Origin of the sequence: Martelella alba (assembly GCF_006516955.1) — a bacterium.
In the GTDB taxonomy this organism is placed as follows: domain Bacteria; phylum Pseudomonadota; class Alphaproteobacteria; order Rhizobiales; family Rhizobiaceae; genus Martelella; species Martelella alba.
This window is the reverse complement of record NZ_VHLG01000010.1, coordinates 1-14940: the sequence shown is the minus strand read 5'-3', so window position 1 is coordinate 14940 and position 14940 is coordinate 1. Positions and strand designations below refer to the sequence as shown.

Below are 14940 nucleotides of genomic sequence, written 5' to 3'. Positions count from 1 at the left end.
ACCGAACCATACCCCTTGCCTTCTGCCGGTGTTCAGGTCGCGCGGGCCTCGGCAATGGCAGCGCTCAGGACATCTGCACCGATAACACCGGGGAACAATGTCTTGTCGACGATATAGGAGGGCGTGCCGATAAAGCCGAAAGCATCTGCCTGAAGATAATTGCGATCCAGCAGACCGTTGATTTTTCGGCTATTGCGCTTCACAGCCGTGGATAGCGCATCCATGTCAAGGCCGGCATTGGTGAGGATTGTGTCAACCGTCGTCATTTCCAGCCGCCCGGTTGCCCGCATCAAGGCATCCAGCCCCGCCTCATACTGGCCAAGCTGGGCAGCACCTAAAACACATTGCGCCGCATAGGCAGAAACCGGGCCGAAGATCGGCCAGTCCTTCATCACCAGCCGTGTATTGCCATCATCGGAAATCGCCTTGCGCAACATCGGATAATCGCGTTTGCAATAGCTGCACTGATAGTCAAAATAGACCACCACGGTGACATCGCCGTCAGGATTGCCGATAACCGGTGCGTCTTTGTCAAACAGCACGGCCCTGGGACTTGGCTGTTCTTCCGCATGGCCAATACCTGCCGACAGAAGCGGAACTGTTGCCCCCATGACAGCAAGAAATCCTCTGCGCGAAATCATCCAAATCTCCCTCTTTTCTCATCAGGACACATCCCGGCCAGCTGCCGCAATGCCAAAAAAGCAATCATAGATTGATATTAAAATATGGACACTTTATGGTTTTATTCCGGGCTCCGCCCTGGAGAACACAGACAAAGCGTCAGCACTTGAGCCTGAAATCACATCAAATGTCAAAGACCGGCGGCCGATGCCGCCGGTCTTTAGCTTAGATCTTGCCGACAATATTGATGAACCAGCCGCGATCATTATAGGTCTGATCTGCAAGGTCATCACTGAAACTGCCGAAATTATAGCCGCCGCCGACCTTGAGATTCTCGCCGACCTGGCGATAGACACCGGCGAGCGCCCCATAGCGGACACTATCGCTGCTGGGCTGATACAGAACCCGCCCTTCTGTGAGGAGGTCCCATTTTTCCACCACATGGAAGTCGGCCCGCAGCACGGCCAGCTGTGCGTTGGAGTTTTGCCAGCCTGCGAGATAAAGGCCCTTCTGCGGATCGCTGACCTGCTGATTGGACTGGCCGATGCGGAAACCATATTTCGCCCCCAGCGTCAGCATCTTGGCCGCTTCAAACTCAACATCAGCCGAGAAGATATGCGAACGCTGACCTGGGTCGTTTCTTTCGGTGCTACGCGTTCTGCCATTGCTGTCCGGCAGGTTGTAGACGAAATTATAGCGGAACAGGGCATTGAAACGATCATTGTCGATCGGCCGATAGGCATAGCCGATCGAGCCGTTGATATAGTCGCCCACCGTGGAATAGGCGTTGTCACCCTTGTTGTTGTAGGCGGCATCAATGCTGGTCAGCAAACGCCAGTTGTCATTCGTGCGATAATTCAGGAAGCCGGTTGCAAGATAGGTGTCGACATCGCGGCGACCATCATCAGAATTCTGGAAGATGGTTTCGCCGCGCAACCGCATTGAAATACCGGAATTCTTGTCGTCATCATAGCTATAGGCCAGAGCAAAGGAATCACGGTTGGAATCGGCATTTTTGAGACCGGTGCTGGGGTTGATCGTGTTGTCGATCACCTGGCCGCCAGCATAGGAGGCCTCAACGGTCCTGACAGCGTCAGGCGCAAATTTGATGCCATAGGTTTTCGACATGTCATTGCGCTCGCCGTAAAGATCATAGCTGTTTTCGGCATAGGCACTCCACATGTCATTCAGCTGTTTTTCCGCACCAACAACCAGCCGTCCGAGATCACGACCGGAAAGGTCATAGGAGCGGTTCCAGTCATAGGCACGATCCGGATCCAGGACATAATTCATATAATAGCGGTCTGTATCGCTGGTCTTGTAGGAAAGCCCGACCAGACCACCGAGCCCCGTCGTCCCATAAGAGACTTCGGCATTCGCCCCGAGCCGCTCGGTGAGCTGATAATTGGTACCGATACCGCCACGGTCATTGCGCATGATATTGCCCTGACGGTTGGCCGTGACCTGCCCGAAACCGTAGATCTTGCTGACCTCGTCGTTGAGCAGATAAGACGCTCTGACACCCGTATCCAGGCGTCGTCCATCGGTGCCATAGCGACCGGCCTCACGTTCGGACGGATCGCGCTGCACGACATAGCCAAGTCCGAAGGACATCGTCAGCCGATCGTTGATTTCCTTCGACAGCGACGCCTTTCCGTTCTGCTTGGTGCGGCCGGCAACGACACTGTCAGAATCCTCATTGTAGTAGCTGTCCCGATCAAAATAATCATAGGACAAATCCAGTGAGAGATCCTGCGTCAGCTGCAGTTCACGTGCACTGATCCCCCAGCTCTCCTGCGGAGCACTCAGATCTTCCGTGATGGAGCTGAAGCCTGCCTCCTTGCTGTCGAAATAGCCTTTGATAAGCCCCGTCGCGGAACTGCTGAAATCCGACAGATCGGCCTGACCGGCAAGCCGCCAGCCAAGCGCCTGTTTGCCGGACCCGTCCGAACCTGGGGACACAAAGCTGAGACCACCATCCGTCGACGTCGACAGATTGTTTATCGATCCCTCGGTCTTGGCGACTTCAGCGTCAAGATAGGTCTTGTCCGTATAGCGCAACCTGACATCACCACCATAGGCCTTGGATCTGTCACCATCTGAATTGTCGGAGGAACCCGTCACCCCGAGACGGACATGATCGCCAACCCATTGCTCGGCCCGGCCACCATAGACATAACCATCAACATCCGTTGTGGTCGGCTCATAGTTGTACTGCACGACGAGATAGACATCATTGCCACCAATCGCACCGTCCCTGACCGTATCAGTGCTGCCGGCCTGCGAAGGAAGCGGATGCATGAGCTGGACGCGGCCGTCCGTGTAGCTGATCGTATAGTCCTCGCCATAGGAAAGTGTCTGCCGTCTGAGAACCTCACCGGTGTCGCGGTTGCGGATTTCGACCGTCACCGTTTCACTGCTGTTGACCAGATCATTATGGTTGAGGAAGTAGAGCGAACCATCGGTCGCCTTGAACTGGTCCGTCGCCGTCAGCTCGTCGGGCTTTGCGGCATAAAGCTGGGCCTTGGTCCGCGGCGCCCCGAACGACGTGGCCCTGTTGGGCTGATAGATCGCCTGGGCACCATAAAGCGCACGATTGCTCTTCTGTAGTTCGGTTCCGTCAATCTTGACCTTATATTCGCCCCACATGACCTGACTGCTGTCCGCCTGAAGGCGAACGAAGAATTTTCCCCGCGTCGGCGCGTCCTCATAGGCCACGGAATCGTCCCCGTAGACAGGATAATAGTCATCCTCCTTCAGGTTGCGCAGTTGATCGCGCTTTTTCTTGTCTCCGAGCCCGGGAAGCAGATCTTTCAGCTCGCCCTCTCCGGTATCGAGAGAGGCCGTCATCAGATATTTCCCCTTGATCTTGCCCTTCAGGTAAAAGGCGACACGACCCTTGGTATAGATCTTGTCATATTCGCCGGGAACGACATCTTCGATATGCGATGAACCACTGCGCTGACCGACTGTCAGATCGGCCAGACCGACATAGAACCATTCGCTCTCGGGAATTTCGACATCACGGGAGAATTCCAGCCCCTGCGGACTGTCGGGCCTGAGCACCGACACATCCACCGATCGCTGGCCGGCAGGCAGAATGCGCTGGATGACAAAGGCACCGTCCTCGGTTGGAACATTGTCGTTCAATGCCTCGACCCTGTAGCCATCAGGCACATTCTTGCCGTAGACCGTGACCTGGCCGCCATTCAGCACCATATTGCGGATCCCGGCATAGTCTTCCGACATGTCGAGCGTGCCCTGCAGGTCCTCAGGGCCGCTGGCCCCGGCCCTGCGCGAAAGCTTCGAACCCGGCTGGTTGAGATAACCGGTTGTCGGCTTGAGGCGGATCAGGCGCGCGCGCGTTTCGTCATAAAGCCCGTTCTGGCCATAGACGCGCAGGACATAGACGAGCTTCTCCTCGTCATCGGGTATGGGCGGCAGGACCCATTGCGTGTCCCCGTTCACTTTTGCCGGGATGACATCCATCGGAACACTATCGGGACTGAAGGTCTTGTCATCTTTGAAAACGCGGATTTCAGCACGCTGGATAAAGTCGGGATAGTTCGAACTCGTCACGAAGTCGACCGTGTCACCATAGCCGACCGGCTTTTCGACATCCCGTGTCAGAACATTCAGGACCGGCTTTGCGCCAAGTCCATCAAACTTGACCTGAATGTCGACATTGTCCAGCGGATCAAATGATGGCACCGCCGGTGCAGCGAAGGTCTGGCCATCTGCCGATGGCACAAGCGGCGCATTACCTGACAGCAGTGGCTGACCATCCACGGTGATCGCGAAAGGCACCGGTTCATCATCGGCGCGAGCCCCCTCAATCCAGGAGAACATTGCCGTGGACGCATAGAGTCCGAGAAGAAGGAATTTTGTTTTCATTGAAGAATTCATGAGATTTGTTCCAACCTGTATAAGGTTTCGACGCAGGTACCCGCTCACTGCGAGACTTGCTTGCGTGTGGAGAGATCGAGCTCGTAGGGCGCTCCGACGGCGGTCCAGCGTGCGTCAATCGCGCGCGAGACGGCGGCCAGCCGCTGGTCAGCCAGCAAGTCGGTGGAAACCGTGTGATAGGTGACACGCAGCCGGGCCGGACTTTTTGACAGCGTCGCGATCAGCTGATCGATGCCATGCTGCCATTCACCCTTCAGAAGCGCCGTATCCGCCGTGAAAGCCTCGGGCAGGATGTCGAAATTCACCGCATGCCCAGCACTGACCCCGAAATTGATGGAGGTCATCTTACCGGCTGTCAGACGCACAACCCGGGGGTTCTCGCTGGTCAGCCTGTAGCCGGTCGGCAGGGATCGCTCATCGAGTTTGAGGATGTAGTTCGAACCGATCTGCTGGTCCGGGAGATCCGCACAGGCGACATGGAAACGTCCATGCTTGTCTGTGGTGATCAGCGTACCGGTGACCGTTGCCACCCGTGCACCGGGAATGCCGGGATCCCCCTTGTCGAAATAGCCATCGCCATTGCGGTCATCGAAAACCCGGCCAATGATATCGCCGCAATCGAAGACCGGATCGGGCATCACCGTCACCTTGGCACGCGCCTCCAGTGCAAGCCGCCGTCCGAAACGGTCGAAAACATTGGCCTTGTTCGCGTAATCCCCGGGTGCCAGCGTCGGCAGCGCCGTCATCGAGAGGCGGAGATAGGCCGTCTCGCCGGAGCCAACCGTGATCTTGTCGACGCGGATCGAACGGCCTGAAATGACCGGCTTGACCGCCTCGCCATTGAGGGTGACCGAGTCTGCCGTATAGCGGAAACCGGCAGGCAGCATGTCTTCAACGCTGAGATCCGAAACCTCGTTTTTTGCGTTATTGGTGATCGTGATGGTGAATGGCGCCCGGTCTCCACGACGGATCTGTGTGACGCCGGCCTGCTTGGTGAGGCTGATTTCCGATGGCGCCAGATCAGGCAGAACCACAGTTGCCGAACCCGGCTTGGCCGGAACCTTCTGCTGACCGGACGCCCCTGTGGCCGTAGCCTTGTTGACAATCCCCTGAGGATCGCCGGCGGCAAGATCCACATCGGAAAGGCTGAGGCGGTAATCCGCCCTGAAGGTGACCGTTTCACCCGGGCCGAGCGTGGCGGAAGCCGGGCTGAAGCGTTCAAGCGTGCCGGATCCCTTCTGACCGCCCGGAAGCACGACCCCGTCATCGACCGGCTTCACATTTTCGATCCGCTGGCCACCCTCATTGGTGACGGCAATCGCATAGGAAATGATGTCGCCTTCGCTGGCAAAACCATCCCCGTCGACATCATTGAACGTGCCGGATTTGCGCGTGACGAGCGTTGACGGACTGGCCCAGGTGATTTCAACCTTGCTCAGTTCGCCGGTGACCTCTTCGCCCCCGGTTTTCTTGCCCGCCGGGATCGCCTGGTTGAGCAGGCGGCCATCTTCGGCATCCTTGGCGGCCAGTTTGTAGGTCCCGGTGAAATGCGTCGTTTCCTTCGGCCCAAGCGTCGTTTCTGACGCCGTCATCTCAAGGCCCGCAAGCGCTGGCCTGACATTCACCGATTCAAGCGTGGTCTCACCGGTATTGGTGACGTCCATCGTGAAGGTGACGGTTTCACCTTCGTCGCCCATGCCGTTTTCATTGGCATCTTCAAGCGTTCCTTTCAGAACACCGTCGATGGCTGCATGGTTGTTGGGGTCACCGATGCGCGCTTCATCGCCGTCTGAAACCGGCGGCGTATCGTCACCGGGCGGAGTACCGCTGGCGATCACCGTATTGGTCATGCCGCCAGCATCGATATCATGCTGGGTAACCTCGTAGCGGGCCCGGAACTCAACGTGATCTTTCGGCGCCAGAACCTGCGGCGTTGCCGGCGTGAGCGCGATCTTCTGCGTTGTGCCGTCATCCCGCTTCAGCGTGTCCTCAGGCAGGATGTTCCGCAGCGTGACGCCGCCGGTATTGGTGACCGTAATCAGGTAGTTGATGGTCTCGCCAACATCGTAAAGACCATTGCCATTCGCGTCATCGAGCGTGCCGGTCTTCAAAACCTTGATGCCTGCATCCACAGGAAAGCGGGTCGTCGCTTCGGCCCTTGCCGAAATCTGGTTGCCGCCGTTGGAACCGGCGCCGGGCGGCGTGGTTGCAGTCACGTCAACCACATTGGTCAGCGAACCCTTGTCGATCTCCGCCTGGCTCGGCGTATAGCTGCCCGTCAGTTCGACGACATCTTTGGGCTTCATACGGCCGTCGAAGCCCCCCTTTGCGACAAGCGGTGCGTCGAGGGTCTTGTCTGTCAGCGTGACATTGCTGAGCGTCAGATTGCCGGTATTGGTGACCGTGACCTTGTAGGAGAGACTGGCACCGGGATAGAAGTCTGCACCGCCGCCGGAAACCTCTTTCTTGATTTCAAGCGCCGCCTTGCGGGGCAAGACCGTATCGGCCGCAGCCTTGCCGGAAATCGTGTTGCCGCGGCTATCCCTGCCGGAAACCGTCGCTTCGGCATGAACCTTGCCAGCGTCGATATCCGCCTGGGTCAGGCTGTAGCTGCCATGGGAGACACCATCTTGTTCAATCGGCAGGCTGCCGATCTGGGACGGGTTCATCGATTCAACAGGCGGGTTGGAAACGGAAAGGCCCGTTAGATCCAGGCTGCCGGTATTCTTGACAGGGACATCATATTTGATCGTCTCGCCGGCATCGGCCAGACCATTGCGATTGGCGTCGCTAAAGGTGGCTTGATTCTCGACGCTGATCGAAGCCTTGCAGATACCCGCATTGCCGGCAAAATAAGCCTGCAGGCCAATATGTGCCGGCCGGGTCTTGACCTGCACAACGATCTCGTTCGCCCCCTGACGAAAGGCGCCCTCAAGCTTCCCGTTGGTATATTTGCCGCTTGAATAGTTGTCATTGTTATAGGGATTGGCGCCATATGGGGAGTGTACGTTCTGCGCCCGGTCATTGACCCAGACCTGATAGACAACGTCATCGGCCTGAAAATTCATGTCTAGAGAGAATGCATTCGGGTCAATCCCGTCCGCAATATTGAAGCGGTACCGAAAAAACACGTCCTTGTAATACTTGGACTCCCGGTTGTTGGCTGCAGCATTGCCCGGCTCCTGCAGGCCGTCATTTCTGTAGGAAATCCAGTTCGTGTTCCGCTTGAGCGCTTTTGCCCAGATCCCAACCGGATTATTAACGATGACCGCACGCTGGTAGTTCAGGCTTGCTGGCGGCACGGCGCCGGAATAGGGTGCGATCCGGTTGGAAACCTCCCAATAGGTATCCGGTCCTGACATAATCTTCTGCCCGGAAGCAGGATTAAAGCCGGTATTGAAAATCTGGCTGTCACTGTCACAAGACAGCGTCGGCACATCCTGCGCCATGACGCGCGCAGCCGAGAAGCACACTGCCAGCGTAACCAGCAGCACGGCAAAGAAGACCGCAACAATAGAAAGATCGACGCTTTCCCTGCGGCGTACGGCGCATGACGGTGGCCTTGCACAAGCACGCGCAGGACCGTCTCCCCGGACGGGTTGTCCAGGAAACATGAATCTTTTCAATGTCATAAATGAGTGTCCCCAACTCCAGCATTCGAATGGACGCGAAAACGCAGCCGGCATCCGGCAAGCCAGATTCCGGCAGGCTGTTCCCGCCAATGTCTCGAGTGAGTTCCAACTGCTGCGGCAATTGCACAGCAGCGTTCCGACGAAAGCCCCCAGGGCCGCGCGTTAACGCAGACAGACCTGTTTCGTGCAGGTTTCGGAATTCGATTCGAGCCGACTATTTAACGGCCGAAAGCTGCCATCAGGCTCGGAGAAGGTGAATTTGCTAAATTCTATAGTATAGATTTTATCTATACACGTCTATATTTACTAGTATATACATTTTTACATTTAGGAAATTTTATCAATTCAATTCAAAAGCTTAAATACATTAGCGATGAGCTTCCTTGATAAAAATATTGTTATGATTTTCGAACAATCAACACGCGCTACCCGCTTCAGGCTTACGGTCTCCCGAGACAGGTCAGCGCCAGACAACACAGCGCCGCAAGACGATGGTCCGCGCATCTCACGCAGGCACACATCGCCCTACGGCGCTGACACCCGGTCAAGTCCAGATGTGTATGCTCAGTTGCCCTGCATGTTCATACTGTCATTGCCAGTCATGCCGGCTGCCGCGCTGGCTGCGACGGACAGGACTGGAAAGTCAACCATTATAGAACCGGCTTTAATAAACTTCAGTTCCACCTTAATGGTTTCTCCCTCCACGAGTGGCCCATGCAGCTTCATGAACATGATATGCAGCCCCCCGGGCGCAAGCATCACGGTATCGCCTGCAGGTATATCGATACCATCCTTCATCTGATACATCCGCATGACATCGCCTTCCATGCGCATATTGTGAAGCTGCACCAATCCGGCAATATCCGCCGCCGCCGATATGAGCCGGTCATCGCTATCACCATGATTGGTGATTGTCAGAAAGCCGCCGCCAACCGGGGCGCCAGGCAGTGTTGCCCGGGCAAAGGCACCGCTAAGAGCAAGATCGCCAAGCATGACGGTGGTTCCCTCCGTCGTCTGACCGGCATCCGCCTGCGGCATGGTCTCAGCGCTGGCACCGCACTGGCTTGCAAGAATAAGAGCGCTGGCCATGGCCAGCCGCAACAGTATTTTTTTCATCTTTTCTCTCCGTATAGAAATCGCAAAGCCGCTGTCACACGACATCAACCGGATCGGGGCGAGACGCGCGGGCGGGCGGCGCGAACGGCTTCCGCCCGTAGCAGTAGCAAAACCGTGCAACCGGAGAGAAAATAGATCAGAACATCAAAGGCGGTTCAGCCACGGCAGGCGGCAAGGGCAATCTGAAAAGCGCTCGACGTCCCATTCCGCATTCTCTCCCCCACTCCAGCGAGAAATGTGCCCGGGCCCATTCCTTAACGCAAGTGCAAGCTTTTCCAAACACAGCTTCTGGGCCAGAACAACCTATATGTGCAGCAGCAATGCAAGACAACAGGCTTGGGGAACGGGGTAACGCAAACGCATGGTGACTGTCAGCGAAAGCGACGTTGGTACACAAGCTCTCCCTCGCCCGCTTCCGCCCATATTTGAACCGGCAACCGCCAAGTAGACCCGCGAAAATCCGGCGCTCGGCCGCCTGGAAGACCGGCCGTTTCCGCAAAGGCTTGCTATTGGTTCCGACAGCACACCCACCAGCTATCGCGAAGAGGCTACAAACGGCACAATATTGACCTGGGCGATTACAAGGGGCCGGTGCCTTCGCCCCAACTACCAGCTGTCGCAGACGAATCACCAATGGACAAACCTGCATAAAGTCCAAACTTTGCCGCGAACTCAAATCGTAGCGCAACAAAGGCTACATTTAAGTGAATTCGAACATTTGCCACTTGCATAAATTGTAAATTCGGCACCACATGGTCTCGTGCAGGTGGTTGCGTAGTCCGGAAACAGGCCCTCCGGGTGTATCATATATTCGCCTAAGGTCTGAAAACGTTCCGCTCAGCTTCCGTTAACGCGAACATAATACTAAGCTGAGCTTTCAGACTGGATCAGCCGGGAGCCGAAATTGACAGATCCGATTAGCGACGACGCAGATATGATGGATGACGAACTGAGAGCTTTCCGCTGGAACAATTTTGGTCGCCTGCTTGATCGCATTCATGTTGGCTTTGACAAGCTGGCTCTGACTTATCTTCACGAGGAAGGTTTCGAGAAGCTGACGGCGGCGCAGTTTCACGTCGTGCGCGTTTTGCAGTTCGAGGGTGCCAGTATCACCTCCATGGCCGAGCGCGCCGGCATCTCGAAACAGGCCATGAGTAAACTCGTCGCCTCCTTTGTCGAGCGCGACTATGTCACCTGGGTACCGGCCACCGGACATGCGACCAAGCAGATCGCCATCACCGAAAAAGGCCGTCAATTGATGAAGGCGGCCATCGCCGTTATCGCACGTGTGGAAGATGACTTCTTCGCCACGCTCACCCAGGAAGAGCGGGAAACCTTACGCAACATGTTGCAGCGGGTCACCGTCGCCAATGAATCCATCTCCAACGAGCGCATGAGCAGCTGGCGGCGGCGGCGCAGCTGACGCCTCTCCGACACCCGACAAGATGAACAGATTTTAATGTTTCTGTGATTGTCATTTTATCAGATGTCATATAGTGTCAACCTTGTTGACGGTTAGGAAAAAAACCTTGTTCCGCTCAATGCCAGGGGCAGCAAGCCGGAATGATCTGCGCAAGCAGATCATTCCGGACCCGCGCTCCGTTCAAAAAAAGCCAGAGCGTCAATATTATTGACATTAAGGATCGCTGATCGACGCGCTAACGCTGCGTCGGAGGCGGAGCTGCCATCGACTGTGCTATTCAGGGGCCGCGTCGATAGAGCAGCTCCGCCCGTTTTTCTGCGCACAGAAAAAGGCCGCCGGACGAAGTCCGACAGCCGCCATTAACCGGTCATGAATGTCCGGTTTCCTATCCGCCCGGCTGTGAAACAGCCTTGCGTCTGCTCATCAGGCTGCCAAGCTTTAGCAATACGGCCATCCCGGCAAGGCCAATACCGGCCAGACTGACCAGTGTCCAGCCACCATGGCTCCAGGCGAAGGCAGCGAGTGAAGAGCCTATAGCACCACCCAGAAACATCACCGTCATGAACAGCGTATTGATGCGACTGCGAGCCGCCGGATCAAGCGCGTAGATGATATGCTGGTTGGACACCAGGGCGCCCTGAATACCGAGATCCAGAACGACAACGCCGACAATGAGCACTATCAGCGACGCCGTCAGGCCGAAGAACAACCAGGAAACCAGCGCCAGAAGCGCACCGACGATGACGACCAGATGCGGTCCACGCCGATCAGCCAGCCGACCGGCAAGTGGCGCGGCAAGAATGCCGGCAACACCGACAACACCAAACAGGCCGGCGACGTCGGCACCAAGGCCGAAAAGCGGCGTCGCCAGATAGAGCGCCAGAATACTCCAGAAGGCCGTAAACGCACCGAACAGCCCCGCCTGAACGAAAGCTGCCGTGCGCAAGGCCGGATGCTGGCGCCAGTAATGGGCCAGCGAACCAAGCGCGGCGCGATACCGCATCTGCGAGACAGGTGCATGATCCGGCAGTGTCGCCGCCATCGACACGACGCCGATAATGGCCAGCGGCACACCAAGCCAGAACATGGAGCGCCATCCTGCAAGCTCACCGACAAAACCCGAAAGCGTGCGCGAGAACAAAATGCCCGTCAGCAAACCAGCCATCACGGTCCCGATCGTCCGCCCACGGGCGTTGTCGCTGGCAAGTGCCGCGGCATAGGGCACAATCTGTTGCGCAACGGCAGCGCCAGCGCCAAGCAGGATTGAGGCAAGCGCCAGAAGGAACGGTGTCGGCGAAAGCGCCGTCAACGCCGAAGCCACGGCGATCACGGCGAATTGCGTGATGATCAGCCGCCGTCGGTTGAGAATATCGCCAAGCGGCAACAGGAAGAACAATCCGGCGGCAAAGCCGAGCTGTGTCGCTGTGGGAATATAGGTGGCCAGCACGCTACCCGGAAAATCCGCTTCAATCAGGCCGAGCATAGGCTGATTGTAGTAGACATTTGCTGCAGCCAATCCCGCTGCAAGCGTCATGGCGTAAAGCACAACCGGAGTAAGCCCGCCCGGTGATGTCCGGCGTTGCGAATTCATGTTCAAAGCCTTTCATTAAGAAGCATGGCTGGAAGGTATGATTTTAACGTCTTTTCCGGTAGTCTTCCAATATGATGATCTGGCATAACGATATGTGATATAATGAACACCAATGATCTTCACGTCTTTGTCGCTGCGGCCGATAGCGGCAGCCTGTCTGCCGCAGCACGCCGGCTCGGCATCACACCGATGCTGGCGAGCCGGCGCCTGGCCGCCCTCGAGGCGGAATTGTCAGTTCGCCTCATCCATCGCACCACACGTTCACTATCGCTGACACAGGAGGGCGAAAGCCTGATTGGCTATGCCCGCGCGATCATTGACAATGCCATGCAGGCCGAAACCCTGTTCACCGATCCGGGGCGGGTGACCGGGCGGTTGCGGGTCTCGGCATCCATCCCCTTTTCGCGCAAGATCATTGCCCCGCTTGCCCCGGGCCTGCTCGCCCGTCATCCCGAACTGAGCCTCGACATCGACATGAATGACGGCATGACCGATCTCGTGGCCAACGGAACGGATCTCGCCATCCGCATTGCACGGCTGCGTGATTCTGAAATGATCGCCCGCAAGCTCGCCGACAACCGGCGCCTGCTTGTCGCAAGCCCGGATTACCTTGAGCGGAACGGCGTGCCTGAAAGGCTGGACCAACTCGCGCATCATTCCTGCCTGACTGTCGCATCGGCACAGCACTGGCATTTCGAAACGTCGAATGGGGAAAAGCGGCTGAAGATCAACGGTCGCTTCACCTGCAATTCCATTGAGGGGATCTATGCCGCCGCCCTTGCTGGCACCGGCATCACTGTGCTTGCGCACTGGAACGTCGCCGACGATCTGGAAGCCGGACGCCTGCGCGCCATCACGCTCACCGACGCCTGCCCGGAAACGACAGCGGTCTATGCCATTTTCCCGACCCGCCTGATGCTGCCACCCAAAGTATCCATCTTTATATCGGCCGTTTCGGATGTGCTGGCCGGTCTGAAAATGGTCTGAGGTGTTCAGGAAAAACCCATCACCCGGTGCGGAATATAAGGCGCTTCCAGCCGCCCGATTTCTTCCGGTGACAGGTGAAACGACAGCGCCGCTTCGGCATCCTCCAGATGGTGTGGCTTGGACGCGCCGACAATCGGGGCGGTGATCACATCCTTGGACAGAATCCAGGCCAGTGCCACACGGGCCATGGGAACACCGCGTTCATTGGCAATGGCGGCAACGACATTCACGACTTCCCGGTCAGCGTCCTCGCTGGCCACATAGAGCGACTTGCCGAAATCATCGGTCTCTGAACGTTCCGTCACCGTCGCCCAGGGCCGGGTCAGCCGGCCACGCGCCATCGGGCTCCACGGAATGACGCCGATCCCCTCGGCAGCACAAAGCGGCAGCATCTCGCGCTCTTCTTCGCGATAGAGCAGGTTGACATAATTCTGCATTGACACGAAGCGCGCCCAGCCATTGGCCTTCTGGGTTGCCAGCATCGTGGCGAACTGCCAGGCATGCATCGAAGACGCGCCGATATAGCGCGCCTTTCCTGCCTTCACGACATCACTCAGTGCCTCCAGCGTCTCCTCGATCGGCGTGTGGTAGTCGAAACGGTGGATCTGGTAGAGGTCGACATAGTCGGTCCCGAGCCGGCGCAGAGAATTATCGATCTCCTGCATGATCGCCTTGCGGCTCAAGCCCGCACCGTTCGGCCCCTTGTGCATACGGTTGAAAACCTTGGTCGCGATCACGACCTCGTCGCGCGGCAGAAGCTCCTTCAGCGCGCGCCCGACAATCTCCTCGGACGTACCGTCGGAATAGACATTAGCCGTATCGAAGAAATTGATGCCGAGTTCCACGGCCTTCTTCAGAAACGGCCGGCTTTCTTCTTCCGGAAGCGACCAGGGATGGGTTCCGCGCTCCGGCACGCCATAGGTCATGCAACCAAGGCAGAGGCGTGAAACATCGAGGCCCGTGCGGCCAAGTTTGACATAATCCATAATGACTTCCTTACGATAGGGAGGCGGACGAAAGGCACGAATAAAGCCGCAACCAGCATGATGCGGGGACCAAAATGCCAGTGAATATCAAAAAATCAAATTTTCTCTTTAGGCAGACGTCAGAACCATTCATTATAGCACCTTACGTGTCGGCACCTCTCGCATGTCGCGAAAAGCATGATCGCGTTGAGCGCCTGAACATTGCGCATCGGCTCACCAGATAAACAAACGACCGTCGTGTTTAGTTTTTGTAAGTACCGCTTAACCTAATCATCTGGAGCAAAGACCGGATTAAGAAAAATTCGTAGCCAAAACCAACAGTCTGGAGAGGCAAAAATGCCTAAAAAAGCCTATTTATCAGCCATCGGTGCAATCATGATCGCACTGACCCCTGCCGCCTCATTCGCTCAGGATGCCACTCTTGATGTACCTGCATTGGAACAACGCGCCAACGACGGAGATGCCTCGGCGATGATGAAGCTCGCCCGAGCTTACAGTACAGGTGATGGCGTTGAGCAGGACGATGCCAAGGCTGTCGACTTCTTCCAGCAAGCAGCAGACAAGGGCAATTCAGGCGCATTGCTCGCACTGGCCCGGGCCTATCAGTCCGGCACCGGCGTCCCCATGGATGAGGCCAAGGCTGTCGACTTCTTCCAGCAAGCAGCAGACAAGGGCAAT

Annotated in this window: 9 protein-coding genes; 3 read left to right on the top strand and 6 right to left on the bottom strand. The window is 56.9% G+C overall.

Going from position 1 to position 14940, the window contains the following annotated elements; all coding sequences use genetic code 11:
• Positions 1–32: 32 nt before the first annotated feature.
• From FJU08_RS14465 to FJU08_RS14450, 4 genes are all read right to left on the bottom strand, one after another.
• Complete coding sequence (locus FJU08_RS14465) at positions 33–641, bottom strand: DsbA family protein (RefSeq protein WP_141149735.1); 609 nt, start codon at positions 639–641, stop codon at positions 33–35.
• A 205-nt stretch (positions 642–846) separates the two neighbouring features.
• Positions 847–4515, bottom strand: a complete 3669-nt coding sequence (locus FJU08_RS14460; protein WP_141149734.1) for a TonB-dependent receptor — start codon at positions 4513–4515, stop codon at positions 847–849.
• 56 nt (positions 4516–4571) lie between these two features.
• The gene (locus tag FJU08_RS14455; protein ID WP_181409856.1) at positions 4572–7889 is read right to left on the bottom strand and encodes a DUF7507 domain-containing protein; all 3318 of its coding nucleotides are present in this window, start codon (positions 7887–7889) and stop codon (positions 4572–4574) included.
• An 834-nt stretch (positions 7890–8723) separates the two neighbouring features.
• Positions 8724–9275, bottom strand: coding sequence for a copper chaperone PCu(A)C (locus FJU08_RS14450; RefSeq protein WP_235890725.1), 552 nt, complete (start codon positions 9273–9275; stop codon positions 8724–8726).
• A gap of 904 nt (positions 9276–10179) precedes the next feature.
• On the opposite strand from FJU08_RS14450, the gene FJU08_RS14445 reads away from it, so the two are divergent.
• A complete protein-coding gene (locus FJU08_RS14445) occupies positions 10180–10698 on the top strand; it encodes a MarR family winged helix-turn-helix transcriptional regulator (RefSeq protein ID WP_141149731.1) in 519 nt (172 codons plus the stop codon).
• A 385-nt stretch (positions 10699–11083) separates the two neighbouring features.
• On the opposite strand, the gene FJU08_RS14440 is transcribed toward FJU08_RS14445, so the two are convergent.
• Positions 11084–12289, bottom strand: coding sequence for an MFS transporter (locus FJU08_RS14440; RefSeq protein ID WP_235890723.1), 1206 nt, complete (start codon positions 12287–12289; stop codon positions 11084–11086).
• 102 nt (positions 12290–12391) lie between these two features.
• Between FJU08_RS14440 and FJU08_RS14435 the strand changes: the two genes are divergently transcribed.
• Positions 12392–13276, top strand: a complete 885-nt coding sequence (locus tag FJU08_RS14435) for a LysR family transcriptional regulator (protein WP_141149730.1) — start codon at positions 12392–12394, stop codon at positions 13274–13276.
• A 5-nt stretch (positions 13277–13281) separates the two neighbouring features.
• Here the strand turns inward: FJU08_RS14435 and FJU08_RS14430 are convergent, their stop codons facing one another.
• A complete protein-coding gene (locus FJU08_RS14430; RefSeq protein ID WP_141149729.1) occupies positions 13282–14262 on the bottom strand; it encodes an aldo/keto reductase in 981 nt (326 codons plus the stop codon).
• A gap of 336 nt (positions 14263–14598) precedes the next feature.
• Between FJU08_RS14430 and FJU08_RS14425 the strand changes: the two genes are divergently transcribed.
• Positions 14599–14940: tetratricopeptide repeat protein (locus tag FJU08_RS14425; protein ID WP_141149927.1), on the top strand; the 342-nt coding region annotated here is incomplete at its 3' end.